This window comes from Bacillus sp. AFS002410 (assembly GCF_002556365.1).
Taxonomy (GTDB): Bacteria; Bacillota; Bacilli; order Bacillales; family Bacillaceae_G; genus Gottfriedia.
Genome location: NZ_NUEU01000034.1, coordinates 1 through 14,771 on the forward strand (window position 1 = coordinate 1; position 14,771 = coordinate 14,771).

Annotated in this window: 13 protein-coding genes; 2 read left to right on the forward strand and 11 right to left on the reverse strand. The window is 32.1% G+C overall.

Going from position 1 to position 14,771, the window contains the following annotated elements:
• Nucleotides 1-223: 223 nt before the first annotated feature.
• Complete coding sequence (locus tag CN692_RS18570; protein WP_098120651.1) at nucleotides 224-1,090, forward strand: hypothetical protein; 867 nt, start codon at nucleotides 224-226, stop codon at nucleotides 1,088-1,090.
• Nucleotides 1,091-1,289: 199 nt separating this feature from the next.
• Here the strand turns inward: CN692_RS18570 and CN692_RS18575 are convergent, their stop codons facing one another.
• From CN692_RS18575 to CN692_RS18615, 9 genes are all read right to left on the reverse strand, one after another.
• Complete coding sequence (locus CN692_RS18575) at nucleotides 1,290-2,378, reverse strand: DNA alkylation repair protein (protein WP_098120652.1); 1,089 nt, start codon at nucleotides 2,376-2,378, stop codon at nucleotides 1,290-1,292.
• Between the two features lie 28 nt (nucleotides 2,379-2,406).
• On the reverse strand, nucleotides 2,407-3,177 hold the full coding sequence (locus CN692_RS18580; RefSeq protein WP_098120653.1) for a hypothetical protein: 771 nt from the start codon (nucleotides 3,175-3,177) through the stop codon (nucleotides 2,407-2,409).
• Complete coding sequence (locus CN692_RS18585; protein WP_218923559.1) at nucleotides 3,158-3,655, reverse strand: ECF transporter S component; 498 nt, start codon at nucleotides 3,653-3,655, stop codon at nucleotides 3,158-3,160. Before CN692_RS18585 ends, CN692_RS18580 begins: the two co-directional genes overlap by 20 nt.
• Before the next feature lie 13 nt (nucleotides 3,656-3,668).
• Nucleotides 3,669-4,268 (reverse strand): histidine phosphatase family protein, encoded by a 600-nt coding sequence (locus CN692_RS18590; protein WP_098120655.1) that lies wholly within the window; start codon nucleotides 4,266-4,268, stop codon nucleotides 3,669-3,671.
• Entirely contained in the window at nucleotides 4,265-5,005 is a 741-nt protein-coding gene (cobS, locus tag CN692_RS18595; protein WP_098120656.1) for an adenosylcobinamide-GDP ribazoletransferase, read from the reverse strand. The genes CN692_RS18590 and cobS overlap by 4 nt, the downstream gene beginning before the upstream one ends.
• A gap of 10 nt (nucleotides 5,006-5,015) precedes the next feature.
• Entirely contained in the window at nucleotides 5,016-5,573 is a 558-nt protein-coding gene (gene cobU, locus CN692_RS18600; protein ID WP_257144075.1) for a bifunctional adenosylcobinamide kinase/adenosylcobinamide-phosphate guanylyltransferase, read from the reverse strand.
• Between the two features lie 147 nt (nucleotides 5,574-5,720).
• Nucleotides 5,721-6,836, reverse strand: coding sequence for a Ger(x)C family spore germination protein (locus CN692_RS18605; protein ID WP_098120657.1), 1,116 nt, complete (start codon nucleotides 6,834-6,836; stop codon nucleotides 5,721-5,723).
• 8 nt (nucleotides 6,837-6,844) lie between these two features.
• On the reverse strand, nucleotides 6,845-8,302 hold the full coding sequence (locus CN692_RS18610; protein WP_098120658.1) for a spore germination protein: 1,458 nt from the start codon (nucleotides 8,300-8,302) through the stop codon (nucleotides 6,845-6,847).
• Nucleotides 8,299-9,369 (reverse strand): GerAB/ArcD/ProY family transporter, encoded by a 1,071-nt coding sequence (locus CN692_RS18615; protein WP_098120659.1) that lies wholly within the window; start codon nucleotides 9,367-9,369, stop codon nucleotides 8,299-8,301. Before CN692_RS18615 ends, CN692_RS18610 begins: the two co-directional genes overlap by 4 nt.
• A gap of 360 nt (nucleotides 9,370-9,729) precedes the next feature.
• Between CN692_RS18615 and CN692_RS18620 the strand changes: the two genes are divergently transcribed.
• Complete coding sequence (locus CN692_RS18620) at nucleotides 9,730-9,927, forward strand: hypothetical protein (RefSeq protein ID WP_098120660.1); 198 nt, start codon at nucleotides 9,730-9,732, stop codon at nucleotides 9,925-9,927.
• A gap of 58 nt (nucleotides 9,928-9,985) precedes the next feature.
• Here the strand turns inward: CN692_RS18620 and CN692_RS18625 are convergent, their stop codons facing one another.
• Both CN692_RS18625 and CN692_RS18630 read right to left on the reverse strand, forming a co-directional pair.
• A complete protein-coding gene (locus CN692_RS18625) occupies nucleotides 9,986-10,174 on the reverse strand; it encodes a hypothetical protein (protein WP_098120661.1) in 189 nt (62 codons plus the stop codon).
• A 134-nt stretch (nucleotides 10,175-10,308) separates the two neighbouring features.
• Nucleotides 10,309-14,469, reverse strand: coding sequence for a S8 family serine peptidase (locus CN692_RS18630; RefSeq protein WP_098120662.1), 4,161 nt, complete (start codon nucleotides 14,467-14,469; stop codon nucleotides 10,309-10,311).
• Nucleotides 14,470-14,771: the final 302 nt, after the last annotated feature.

Below are 14,771 nucleotides of genomic sequence, written 5' to 3' on the forward strand. Positions count from 1 at the left end.
TTATTTGCACTTTCAACTCTCGTATTTGCACTTCGAAGACTTATCGTTTGAATTCAATGCTTTTTTATAGGCAACAGAACGACTATAAAATCATACTGTAATTAATGTGATATTTATTTTTCGCCTAATAAATGTTAAATAGTGCATTTTAATAAAAATTTCTAACCTTACTAATTTAAATTTGTTACGATTAACCTAGTACGATTTAAGAAAGGATTGTAATATGACAATAACTTATCGTTTTTATGAGAGTCCTTCAGATCTTGATTTACAGTATGATTTTTGGAATAAAATAACGAATTCTTTAAGGTATGCCTGGAAAGCAACATTGTCTCCTACACTATTTGAAAACCAGTCCGAATTTAATGAGAAATCTAGATGTTTTGCATTTGATGGGGATGAACTTGTTGGTTATATGAGTTTCTCCGGAAAGGGAGAATTTGTATCTTTAGGCTATCCGTGGGTATTACCAGAGTATGAGGATACTGTACGAGATGAACTATTTGAAAGAGTTTACCAATTTGCTATAAGTGAAGAATATGGCGGAAAATTACTTGCACAGCGATTTAGAGGTCAATGGTCAACACAAATAGATTATTTCTTAACTAAAGGTTTCAATATTACAAGTCGTTCACAAATTGTCGGAGCACATTATCCACTTCTTATTAAAACCGTACAAAATATCCCTGGATTTACTTTTGAAATAAAAGATCAATTTCAATTTAATGTTTGGAAAGATTTAAAAATGAAGCAACAAATTCTTACTAATGAACAAGTTGCTATGATGGATGAATATTATAGCTCTATAGAATTTGACTATGCAGTTGAATGTAAATTGGAAAATCAAACGATCGCCTATTTCGGTATCACAATTCGCCCTGACACCAAGTATTCTGAAATTTTAGCTGTAGCCTATACAGATGCATCTATACCATATTTTTATGATATTATGTCAGTCATCCATAATGAGAACATTAATCGAAAAGTAACAACTGTTACAATAACTAAGTCTCAAATTCCTAAAGTAGTCTTACAGGAAAAACTTGGTTTTACTCCTTTAACAGAAGATGTGATGATGCATAAAAGATAGTTGGCATAGAATAGTGAAAACCCGCAAGGAATTACGTATTTCTAGCGGGTTTTTTGTGCTTTTTCTTAAAATTGCCTCGATATCTATTTGCATAACATACTATAAGTCGGTACCATTATAAACAAAATACATAATTTGTTCCATAATAAAAAGGAACTGTCTCAAAGTAGATCGGCTTGAGACTGTCTCTTTTTCAATTCTACTCTACAATAAAGTCACAACTTCCACATTCCGCGCCGTTAATCAGCAGGCTGATCGTGTGTTGGCCAGGGTAGTGCTTTCTTGTTGATAGGTTTTTGAACGAGTGAGATTTGTTATATGATAATGTTTTGTCTTTTTCGATTGTGTTTTCGGATATTTTGAAGATTTTTTTTGTACGGTTTCCTTTTGCTTTTACGTAATCAATTGCAAATTCGATTCTAATTTTTATAGAGGTTGGTTCGTCACTATGAATCTTAAATGAAAAGTTTAGGTCCTCACCGATTTCTATTTTGTCTGATTGCAATTGGAAGTTTTCAATATTGATTGCATTTGTCGTTTGGAATCCGAAAATCGTTAAAGCCTCTATATTCCCCTTTTTTAGTAGCGTTCTACATGCATGTTTAATAATCCAATTTGTATTTGGATTTTTTCCATACCATTCTTTGGCAATCTTTAATACTAGATTCGGATGGTCTTTTGAAATGTCATTTAAATTATTCGCTACACTTTTACGAACATATAATGACTCGTCTTCCTTTAAGTTTTCTAAAATTGACAGGATCGGAGTTGGATCTAATTTCAAATTTTTTAGAACCATCCCCCACGGTAATTTCGGACGACATCCTTCACTTGCAAGTCTTCTTACATGTTCATTGTGATGCGTTGACCATTTTAGCATTTGCGCCATCATTCGCTCTTGGTCTTGAACAATAAACGGCCTAACCGCAAATTCAGAAGTTGAGTGCTGTGTAAATAATTCTAGCGCTTCCATCGATTGATCCCAATGTTCTAATCCATACACTTCTACAAAATCTGGATAAATGATACTACTTAATTGATTTGTTGGAAATTTATTTAATATACTACTTAGAATCTCAATCGATTCTTCATAATTACTAGGCAATAACTCTCCTAAACAAATCGTAATATGCCTCATTCTCTCTTTTAAGGTTTTATCTTCCCACTTTTCATCGAATATTTTTTCGATAAAAGTATCGCGATTAAAATTTGAATAGACATTAGTGATCTCATTTGCAATTTTTGATATTAAATTATAGTTATATAAATCCTTTAAAGCTTCTGCCATCTTTATTCTCCAATAATGTTATTTCAATTTATTTAATTTCACCTAACAAAGTGAGTGGCTGTGAGATTAATCTATTTAATTCTTCAATAGATTCCTTTTTAATAATTGCTAGTGCACATGTCGCTGGACCTGCTGATTTATGCAACTGGATGCTAGTTTGGTCTAATAACTTTACCTCTTTATTATTAGTTTCCATCAATTGATTTAATTCAAACAGCACACCCTTTGAACCGATTGGTAAAACATCAGAAACTTCTTTGTGACTAGTTAACTGCTTTAATGAATGAAAATTAATGATTTCATTTTTATTTTCATTCAAATCCTCTACTACTTCTTGTCCTACTTTTGGATAACCAATTAATATGACAGCATCACCCGAACTTACTTCTTTTCTATTAAAAGGATGAAAGATTTCACCCATTAAAGTGATACCTAAACCCGTTTGCTTTGTTGGAATGTTTTCTTCTGTACTTCCAGTAATATTTATTTCTAAATCGTCTTCGTAAAAATTTGCTTCATTATATTCTTTAATCGCTTTTTCAATACCGTTTATGATCCGTTTCCCTCTACCATCCATTTCTACACATAATGTATTAATTAACACTGTAGGCTTTGAACGGAAAGCTAACGTTTCAACTAAACATAATTTCGCTGTTAAATAACCAACGATTTCTTCATCAACTTTTATATAATCAAGTTCACTCATCCCTATTCCACCGCAACTATCACATGCTATCGTAAAATAGCGATTCGAGTCTATTTGCATTAAAGTTAAGTCCCTAAATTTTGAAGTTTGCACGTTTCATCACCTTTTGAAGTATAAATGCTAAAACAATATTTACTGCTGATGCTAAAGTTAATGGCACTACCATTAACATAAAAAAACTGCTAACAGTCTTAAATGTAAATGAATGATTTAAATAAGCGATTAATAGACCGCTTAGTATTGTTGCAACTGGACCATTTAAAATAATTGCGACGATTATTGCTATATATTTGTTTATTTTTTTAAATAATACGCCAAAAATCCAAACAATCACAACCATTTGAAGTGCAATAAATAAATGCACTGGTACTGTAAATGGAAATCCAGATGTAAATGCTGTAAGAAGATGACCAAGTGCTCCTACAATCCCACCGGCAATTGGCGATAGAATGATTGCAGCAAGAAAAGCTGGCAATGAATCAAAAGCAATTGAATAAACTATTTTTATATTAGACAATACTGCACTTAATGCGATAAACAATGAAAGTAAAACGATCCTTTTTGTGTTCAATTTCCCCATCCTCTTAATTATGTTGTATAATATTTTTTAAAAATCCAAAACCATCATTATATTCAATTTCAATAATACATCCATTACCCGTATAAAACTTCCAAAATTGATTTAAATCTAAATGAAGGAAATTTAAGAGTAAGAGCTTCATAATGCCTCCATGCGTTACGACGATTATATCTTCATTTATTGCAGTCATCTCACGCACAAATACATTAACCCGCTCCGCACACTGCTTTAGGCTTTCCCCATTCGGAATTTGAAAATTTAGTAAATCCTCGTTCCATTTTTCTACTATTTCAGGCATTTCTTTTAAAAGATCAGCATATGACTTTCCTTCAAATACCCCAAAATTTGTTTCATGTAATCGACTTTCAATTTTTTTCGTTGCACCTGTAAATAATTCAATTTCTTCACTTAAAGCCGTACATCTACGAAGTGGACTTGAATACAAAGTATAATTTGAAGTCGAATCAATCATTTTGGCTAACTGAGTAACGACTTTTTTCATTTGGAGTAAGCCAGTTTCTGTTAAATCAAAATCAGTCTTCCCCGCATAAACCTTTTGTTTATTTCCTATGCTCTCTGTATGTCTAATTAAAATTACTTTCATACTAATCGCTCACCAATAACAGCAAAAATTAAAAAGCATAATTGGGAAATTTCAATTGTAAATCCAATTACATCCCCTGTAATTCCATCTATTTTTTGATTAATTCTTTTCGTTACAAATCCGATAAAAACAAATGTAACACAGATTGCGAAAATAATTCCTACTTCATTGAAATAGATACTACCTAAACAAATGAGTATGATATATCCAATTAAAACAACTAATGAACTAGACTTTTTTGCTTCTATTATAAATTGACTTCCAAACCCTTCATTCCTAGCATATGTACTTATTCTACAAGTGAATAGAGCGATACATCTTCCAATAATCGGAAATAAAAATATGACAAATGTTGTGTTCTTTGATAAAAATATCCAATCGCCCAAAAATAATATAATTAATGAAATGACTCCAAAAGCACCAATGCGGCTATCTTTCATAATTTCTAGAATTCTTTCTTTTGAACGATGGCTAAATATTCCGTCTGACGTGTCTGCCACTCCATCAAAATGTAATCCACCAGTTAAGAATAAATAGACTATTAGTATAAGAAATGCATTGGCTTCATTGTCCAAAATTAACGAAATTCCAAAGTTCAAACAAACGAGTAAAATACCAAATAGTACGCCTACTAATGGAACTAATCTAATTCCCTTTCCTAGTTCAGCTTCAATAAACTCATAGTTTTTCACTGGAATGGTTGAAAAGAAACTGAGGATCATTTTAAATCGATTCATATCGTTACTCCTACTTAATTCTTAAAGGTATACCAGCTGTGACGAGTATAACCTCTTCTGCCCTTGATGCTATTTTTTGATTCATCCGCCCTGCAATATCTCTAAAAATTCTTCCTAAACGATAAGATGGAACTAATCCATATCCTACTTCATTCGATACGATTAATAATGACTTTTCAAATTCTTTACATACATCAATGAGCTCATTCACTTCTTTTTCTATAAATGATTCAAGCTCGTTTATTTGTTCATTATTTATCGTTTCAAAATCGATATCAGTATATCGTTCGAACATTAAATTCGTAATCATTACAGTCATGCAATCTAAAATCACATACTTCGATTGTAAAAAGTTTTCTTCCATTTTTAACTTATTAAACTGTTTAAATTGCTCAACAGTATGCCAATCACTCGAACGCTCTTCTTGATGTCTTTTTATTCTTTCACCCATGTCTCCATCTGTTGGAATAGCTGTAGCAATATAAACAACATCATTTTGATTTGTTTGTAATTCTTTTATTCTTCTTTCTGCGTAAGAACTCTTTCCACTTCGAGCTCCTCCAATCACAAAAATCAACTTCTTCACCCCCACAATAAAAAACTTACTTTGTTCTTATCTATCATAATTCATTTTCGGTAAAAATGAGCAAAAAAAAAGAAGATAGATTTTTAAAAATTACCTTCTTTTTATGCTTCTTCTCTTTTCGGTACATTTTTATCTTTTATAAACTTTACTGCCTAAAATATGAACATCAACTTTGATATCTTTTATTAACTTAACATCGATTTCATTTAACGTTTTTATATCCCATTCTTTGCGATCGTACCGATAAGGCTTTTCTGAAATATTGAGAAGATCAGCATCAATCTCTTCTCCTTTTTTAATTGTTTTTAAAATCTCTTTTTTTACTCTACTACTAATTTTTGCAGAAATTTTCTTCTTACTTAAATGATGTTCATTTTGCACGATTGCTACATTTGTTTTTACTTTAATAATATACTTTGGCTTTTTACCACCTTTTACGACCTTAACTGATCCTCTGGAACTTCTAACTACTAAATTTAAATTGCCTGAATCAAGTGTAAGTGGTAAAGTATAATTTTTTTGTTCAATAAAATCTAATGCTTTTAAATCCTTTACAGTTACTTGACCTTTATATTTTTGTTGAGAAACAGCGTAAGCACCATTTATATAAGCTACTTTATCCAAATTTTTCTCTTCAAATTTCTTATCCTCAATACCTAATGAAGGAATTAACAAAGTGCCAACAGGTTGGGTGTATCTAGAAATATATTGATGAAATTGTAAACTTAAAGCGATTAAGTCCCCTCTACTTTTTTGATTAGGATTCGTTACTACCGTATATAAAAAAGGTAAATTAAAGAAGCTTTGACTCAGTAAGATTTCTTTAATATCCCGATCCGTACCATAAATCCACATTGTATATCTTAATAGTGGTCTTCCACTTATAAATGAATTAACATCCTTCAATTTTTTTTCGATGACTGATTTACTTAGAATGACACTGTTTATATGTCCGTAATATAAAGGAATTGGTGAATTTGATTCTAATTTAGTAAACGCCTCTTGTATACTTTTAGCTTTTGCTTGCCCAATTAAAGGTGGTGCAGGTACTTGTAATGCGCCACTCTCTTGTTTAGCAATATTTGAAAAATTTAGAGCTTGGATCGTTACAACAAACTGATCGTCCTTAAAATCAATTCCAAAACTCGTAACTAAAGTTTGATCAATAATCGTTCGCTCTCCCCAACAGCCCGTTAAAACAAATAATTGAAATACCAATAGAATGATAATTAGTAATTTTTTCATCTAATTTCTCACTCCTTCTTACGGTCTTCATCAATAGGATGGAGTGATTGATTTCGTTTCACTTTAAACTTTTGTGGCAACTTTATAATGACATTTAAAAAATCTGATTTACTTGGAACAGATAAAATTGATATATATGGTTGTCCGAAGCTTTCTAATGAAACGATCATTGTTCCTAATAAAAAGAAACCCGTAAAAAAGCCAATTAAACCTAGACCAGAAGATAAAAATAAAATAAAAAAGCGGAGAATAACAATATTTCCTGAGATATTCTGATTAATTAATGTATAGCCTGAAATAACAGTTACAGCTACTACAACAAGCATAGATGGTGAGGTTAAACCTGCCCGTATCGCAGCATCACCAATAAATAGCCCTCCTAAAACAGCTACAGTTTGTCCTACTGCTTTTGGAAAACGAATCCCCGCTTCTTTGAATAATTCAAAAAAACCTAACATTAAAGTGGCCTCTAGTGGTGCTGAAAATGGCAACCCATTTCTTGACATACCAATTGTTGCAAGGAATGGATATGGTACTTGATCTAAATGATAGGTAATCAATGCAATATAAAAACCTGGAAGAAAAATCGTCGTGATAATTGCCATTATTCTTAAGTACCTAACGACATTCACATAATAAAAACTGGCATGTATATCCTCTGGAGAATATACGAGCTGGTTTAAATTTGTTGGACCAATTAAACAAGTCGGATTTCCATCAACAATTACCGCAAATCTCCCTTGATTTAATGACTGTACTATGAAATCCGGCCTACCTATATTATCTAATAGAGGAAATATTGAGAAAGGTTTATCATATAGTGCTTCCTCAATTTCATAACTACTTACGACCACGTCTTTTTTAATTAAACTTAGACGTTGCTTTACTTCTGAAAGAATTGAAGGATTAATAATATCCTCCATATAAACTAATAAAACCTTTGTTCGACTTCGTTCACCGATTGTATACTCAACACTTTTTAAAGTAGATGTCTTAAGTCTTTGACGAATTAATGCCATATTTACTGAAATATTTTCAACGAATCCATCTCTCGGTCCACGAATAGAGTTTTCTAAATTTGATTCTTCAGGATCTCGTTTAGGAGGATTGGCAACTGAAATAAAGAAAATATCATTTAAGTAGGAACTAAATATGACTAAATCCCCCGAAAATAAATTTACTTCAACTTCCTTTTTAATAGTAGAAACTTCCTTCACTCTTTTAACTTCCACTAAATTTCTTAATAATTCAAAATTAATTTTTTCTTCTTTTTGAACGATATCAAATATCTCATTAATAATTTGATTACTAAATTGCATATCAATTAAGTTTGGACAAAACATAATGATCACAAAATGCGAGTCTTCACCTTCTTGATATGATTTCGTTCTAAAATCGATATCTGATGAGTGATTAAATGACTCCATAAATTCTAATAAGTTTAGAGTTCTCGGTTCTTTTGTCATGCTGAATCACCTTTTAATTTTGAGATAACTAGAAAGATTACCATTAAACATAATAAAAAACATAAATTGATTGGAAAGTAATAGTATTGCAAAAAGTTATAAAAAGACGACGCATTCAACGGAACCATGACTGCCACTAATAATGCAATCGACAATAATGGTAAACTCCATTTTTTTCGCCCACTATAATTAATAATGTAATTTGCGATGCCAAGATTTAAACTAATCCGTATGAAAGCTCCTGAAAGCCACTGATAAATCGATAAAAAATCCAATCTAGTAATATTCTGACCTAACGTTAAAATTTTCCACTGCTCATAAACTGGATTTCTCATTTTCTCTGCTTCAACAGGCCCAAATTCCATTATTGCCCCTGTTAACGGCCCTAAAATTAACATTAATAAGATAAAAGTTACGATAATAAGCCATTTTATTTTTACCTTATCTTTTAAAAATGAATTTAAAAATAAAATAAAAATTATCTCGAAAAATCCAGAGCAAGTATAAACAAAACCATGAAAAAAATCATGATACCCATTTTCAAATACCGGAAATAGTAATTCATAATCTTTGTTTTTCACATTCCCAAAGCCTACTAAAAATCCAAAAAAAACTACCGGTGGTAATATTAAAAATGCAATCGTACTAATTGTACGAATCCCTTTAGTGACAGCATAAAAGCTAATAAGTATGATTAAAAATGCTACAACAAAATTTGGAATATCCTGCGTATAATTTATATTTGCCCATATAAGCGTAAATCGAAAAGTTACGAATGCTGCCAATAAAAAATAAGCTACCAAAATACCTGATAAAGCGTAAGCTATTGGTTTATAAAATACTTTGAACATTAAAGATAAAATATCTTCATTCTTTAGCTTTTTATAAATATAAAAAACTAAAGATGTCCAAATCACAAAAGGGAGAATGCTAGCAATAACCGTAATCCACGCATCTCGATGAGTTGACGTCAAAACACTAGGAACAATAAATACATGTAACATAAACCCAGTAGACATAATCATTAAAATATAAATGTGAGCTGAATAAATAAACTTCTTATTCATGGAAAAGTCTCCCTAAAAATCCTTTATTCCTTTAAGTTAACCCGTTTTGAATTTCTTTATGTGTATAAAGCAAGGTTTAAGGAGTATTGCGTTTGAAGGAAGAAGGGGAAGCTGTTTGGATTAATGTTAATTCTCCTTATACAAGTACTGGCAGATTAGAAGATTTATTAAACATTAAAATTAATTTTTAGAGACTGTTTTATTAGTAAAAGTATTGATACATAGGCTTACGTCTGTTGAACAACATGATCAGTTCTATAGTCAATTTTTTTATGTTTCATTTAAATAAAAATAAAGATAGAAGGAATTTTCACAGCGAAAATGGTATAGACAAAATACATGTAAAAAGGGAGGGAGATTATGGAAAGATGCCAAAACTGCGATTATAAATGGGATAAGACAACATTGTGGAAGCTTTCTTACTCTAAAGAAGGGGTGAATTGTTCCGATTGTGGTCAAAAACAATTTATCTCTTTTGATACTCAGCTTTTTATAACTTTGTTTTCACTATCTTTTATATTTGGTCCATCTATTTTTATTCGATTTAATAAGAATTAGAGCAAATATGCTAGTTTTTCAACTTGCTTGAAGGGTAGCTATTAAACCGTAGAATACCCTAGTCGGTATGGGTATTATCTGATCTTATTTGTAATTCTGTTGTTTTTAATTGCAGTTTTACTGATTTTATTTGCAGTTTTGCTATTTTAAATTGCATTTTCTTCAATTTTATTTGCAGTTTCTCTATTTTTATTTGCACTTCACTGTTAATTGCAGCTTCCCCTTTCTTATTATTTGCACTTTTCACATCCTTATTTGCTCTCCAACTGTTATTTGCACATTCTCCTTTCTTAATTGCACTTCACTTCTTCACTAATCCACAAATAGCAATACAACCTCAAAAGGGAAGCCATAATAACTGGCTCCCCGCTTACAAACTTATTATTGATCTAAACCTAAATCTTTTAAAATACTAACTAAAGTTGCACCTTTGTAAGTCGTTTTTGGTTTTGGTGCATTATCAACAGTAGGATTTTGTAATCCATAGTTTCTAACGACAAAGTCCATATCCTTTTTATCGACTACTTTATCAAAGTTAAAGTCTGCTGTAGCTTTATTTGTACCCCAATATGTTTGTACAGCTAATGCATCTAATACGTCGATAACATCATCTTTGTTAACGTCTCCAGCTGCAGCTGTTATTAAACCAAGATTATATCTCTTTCCTAGTGTTTCGCCACGTACTTCATTTGATAAAAGTACTTGTCTGTTCATAGTGAAATGTCCAGGTACCTCAACTTTATAAGTATAAGGTTTTGGATCTGCTTTCAGTCCTTCTGCACTATATTGTCCGCTGCTATTGATTGTAGGTTGTACTGTTGTTTTTCCATCATAAGAAGTAACTGTTACTTTTGCGCCAATTACACTTTGATCAAGCGCATAATTCGGCTGACCATTCGTTGGATTCGTTGCTCCTTCTAATTGTAATGCTCCATCGATCTTTGAGTAAGTGTTCTTAACTTTATAAGACTCCATGTATGAATACACATCGCTTGTCTCAACATTTGATTGATCAATTGTTGATGCTGTCATTGAATACCAGTCATTTGGGACAAAGTTTGTATATTTCTCTGCTGTTTTCATATCAAAATTAAATAATTGTAAGTCTTCTGGTAAAGCTTTTGTTCCATTATAAGTAAACGTAAATGTATAAAGTTGACTTATTCCTGAAGGTACTGAAGTTACTGAAACTTGTGCATCACCATATTGTTTTACTGCATCGTTTACAACAACATTTTTGATTGTTGCAAGATTTGGGTCAACTGTAAATTTAATTTTAGTTGTTTTTAAGTTTTTAATATTATTTGAACGAACACTATAATTTACTGTATCACCTGTCGCTACTGTTTGTTTATTTGCTTTTAAGTAGTAATAAGGGAAATTTTGGTCCACGAATACTAGTCTTAACATATTTGAAGCATTTCCAGTAAAGTTTCTTGCTGCATCCATGCCGTAGAATGAAACTTGCAATGGTGTAGAACGCTTATGAACTAAAATCTGGTCATTATAGTTTCCATTCTTGTCCGTTTTAATTGGATTCGCAGGGAACGGACTATCGTGGAATGACACAACTGCATTTGATGACTGATCTACCGGTAAACCTAAACGACTTGCGTCAGCTGTTTCAGGGTCATTTAAATTAATATTAAAGTCGTATAAGAATTGTCCATTTGCATCAAATTGACTATCTTTGTATTCAATTACTTTTTGATCTAATGAGTCAAAGCTAGAAGTCATTGTAGGTGCAGCAACATCATAAACGAAATCTGCAGTTCTTACAAACGACTTACCTTTTTCATTCGTACCAACTAGCTTTAATTTATATTTTCCTGCTTTTGCTACTACCGGATCATAACTAATTGGATTTTTTGCATCTCCAGTAAATGGATAGTAAATTGAACTGAATCCTCTTCCAATAAAGTAATCTTGATTCTCATTCATTGTGATTGGTGTAAATGAACCAACTAAACCAAGGTCTTCACCTGTTGTAGCATCTTGTAGCAATACATCCAATGTTTTCATATGTGATTTTAAAGATAGATCGAATGATAAAAATGGGAATGAATTTGCTGGCCAACTCGTATCATTACCGAACATTGGACTGTCGATTTTAAAATAATCGATACCTTCATCAACTACACGGCCACCAAATGGAATCTGATATGTTTCAGTTGGGTCTGCAGTATTTGTAAATGTAATAAACCCTTCATACGTTCCTTTTTCTGCTGTTTTTGGAATGTTTAAGTTAAACTTTACATTTTTTTGGCTAATTCCATTTAATTTTACAGATGTAGGTCCAGCTAATGTTACATTATTTTGTGCTGCATCTTTAGAGCCTCTTAAACCACTTTGGAATTTCACATCTACTTTAAAAGTTTTCGCTTTTTCACTACGGTTTTTTAATGTGATATTACGAGAATCTGCAATGTCCTTATCATCGAAACCATATGATCCAAAGCTAATGCCACCTGTTAATTCTTTAATAGATTTTTCTTTTCCATTAATAACTGTTGGTGTTTGATCCACTACTTCTAATTCTACATTCGAATGAATTGCTTCATATGGGTCAACACGTCCACTACCTGCTTCAAATACACTATAAGATTTTGATAACGGATCAGCAGTGTTCATTAAAATCGATTTGATATCTTCTGGTTGTAGGTCTTTATTTGATTGAAGTAATAATGCCGATACACCGGCTACATAAGGTGTTGCCATTGATGTTCCTGATAAGCGCTCATATGCATATTTATAATCTTCAGGTTTTGATCCATCACCTGTTTTATTATTTACATAGAATGGCACAGTTGAAAGAATTGCCACACCTGGAGCAGTTACTTCTGGTTTGATGTCATAGTTTACTCTTGAAGGGCCTCTTGAACTAAATCCTGCTAACTCATCTGACGCTGTTTGTACCTTTTTAAAGTCTCCAAATGTGAAATTTGTGTTACCTGCTTTTATAGCATCTGAAATAGCTAAACCTTCTTCATTTGAAACAGAGAATGCTGGAATTGCATCGACTGATTCACCAAGGAATGATTGGATCGCACCTTCAGCTTTATTTGTTTCATCGTTATACATTAAAACGCCAACTGCACCTTTTGCTTTTGCATTTTTAATTTTATCGATTAGCGCAATCGTTCCACGTTTAATAAAAGCGACTTTTCCGTTTACATCCTTACCATTGAAATCAGCAGGATTACCTAAACCAACGTCAACTAATTGATATGTTTTTCCTTTTAATGCTGTTAAGTCATCAGAATAATTTCTAGCTAATTGTCTTACTGAATAATTCTTTCCATTGTTAACACCTTCGTATTGGTAAACATCTAATGCGATAGATGAAGCACCAACTGTTAAAGCTAATGCTGCAGCACCAGGTGAACCAAGCGTATACATTTGATCTCCACTATTTCCAGCTGCTACTACAGTTGTAACTCCATTTAATACTGCATTGTTTACTGCAATTGAAGTAGCATAAAGTGGATCGTTTAGCGTTGCACCAAGTGACATGTTAATGACATCCATACCGTCTTGTACAGCACGATCGATCCCCGCAATAATATCTTCCTCAGTACCTGATCCATAAGGTCCTAACACTCGGTAAGAATAAAGGTCAGCATCTGGTGCTGCACCAATCGTTTTATACTCACTATTTGCTACACCTCGTCCACCAATAATACCAGCGACATGTGTACCATGCTCAGTATAATAAGTTGATGTGCTACTAACTTCAGGTTGACCTGATTTTTTCCAATCTGCATAAGTTGTTTCCATCGGATCATTATCGTTATCAACGAAATCATATCCACCTTTATATGCATCCTTCAAGTCTGGGTGGTGATAATCCATCCCTGTATCTAAAATCCCTACTTTAATTCCTTTACCTGTAAATCCTTCTGCATGTAGACGGTCTAGCGCATCATATGGAGTATAATTTGCAACGTTTGATTCGTCTGCTTTTAATTGATCATTTTCTTTCGGTGGATCAATTGAAAACGTTTGGTTACTCCACACCTTTTTTACAGCTTTTGATTTTAGGAGATTCTTAATTTGATTTGCTGGTAGTGTCATGGAAACACCATTGAATGCATGCTTATAAGAATGATTAATTTTATAATCTACCTTTTTACTTTTACCATTTGTCAAAACTTTGCTAACATCTTTCGTAAACGTATCATGGTCTTGATCAATTAAGTCTTGAGCGTCTGATTTTGTTAAAGTCTTACCTTCCACACTAGCTTCAATTTGCGCAACTTTAACAGGTTTACTAGCAAATTCAACAATGACCTTAGTTGGTTCAGAAGAGTCTAGATTAATATCAGAAGAAATTTGCAACCCAGTATCATCACTAGTTGAAAGCTGATTAAGAGCTGCTCTTTGCTCTGAAGTTAATTTTGCTAAAAGATCTTCCACTTTACTTGGACTTGCTGCTTGTGAAACATTAGTTGCTTGTCCAATAGAACCTAGAATAAAACTTGATGATAAAGCTAAAACCGTAAAACTTTTTAAAACTTTACTTTTTTCTCTCTTTTCCCCCATTTTTCTTCCTCCAGTTCATTTACTTAATAGTTATTGCAGTTAACTACTAGAAAACTACTATTTTGACAACTTTCTCTAGTAATCAACAAAATATAATGAACATTTGTCGTTCATTCCTTCTAATTCCATTATTGTGAATATTCCATTTTTAATCAATTGGGTTATAGAAAACCTTGATTTATCAGTGTTTTTACATTTCACCTTAAAATAAACGACAAATTACAACATTTTTCCCTATGCGAATAAACCAATTTTAGTTAATTTCGAACAATTACTTCCCACAATTTAATTTTTCATTACAA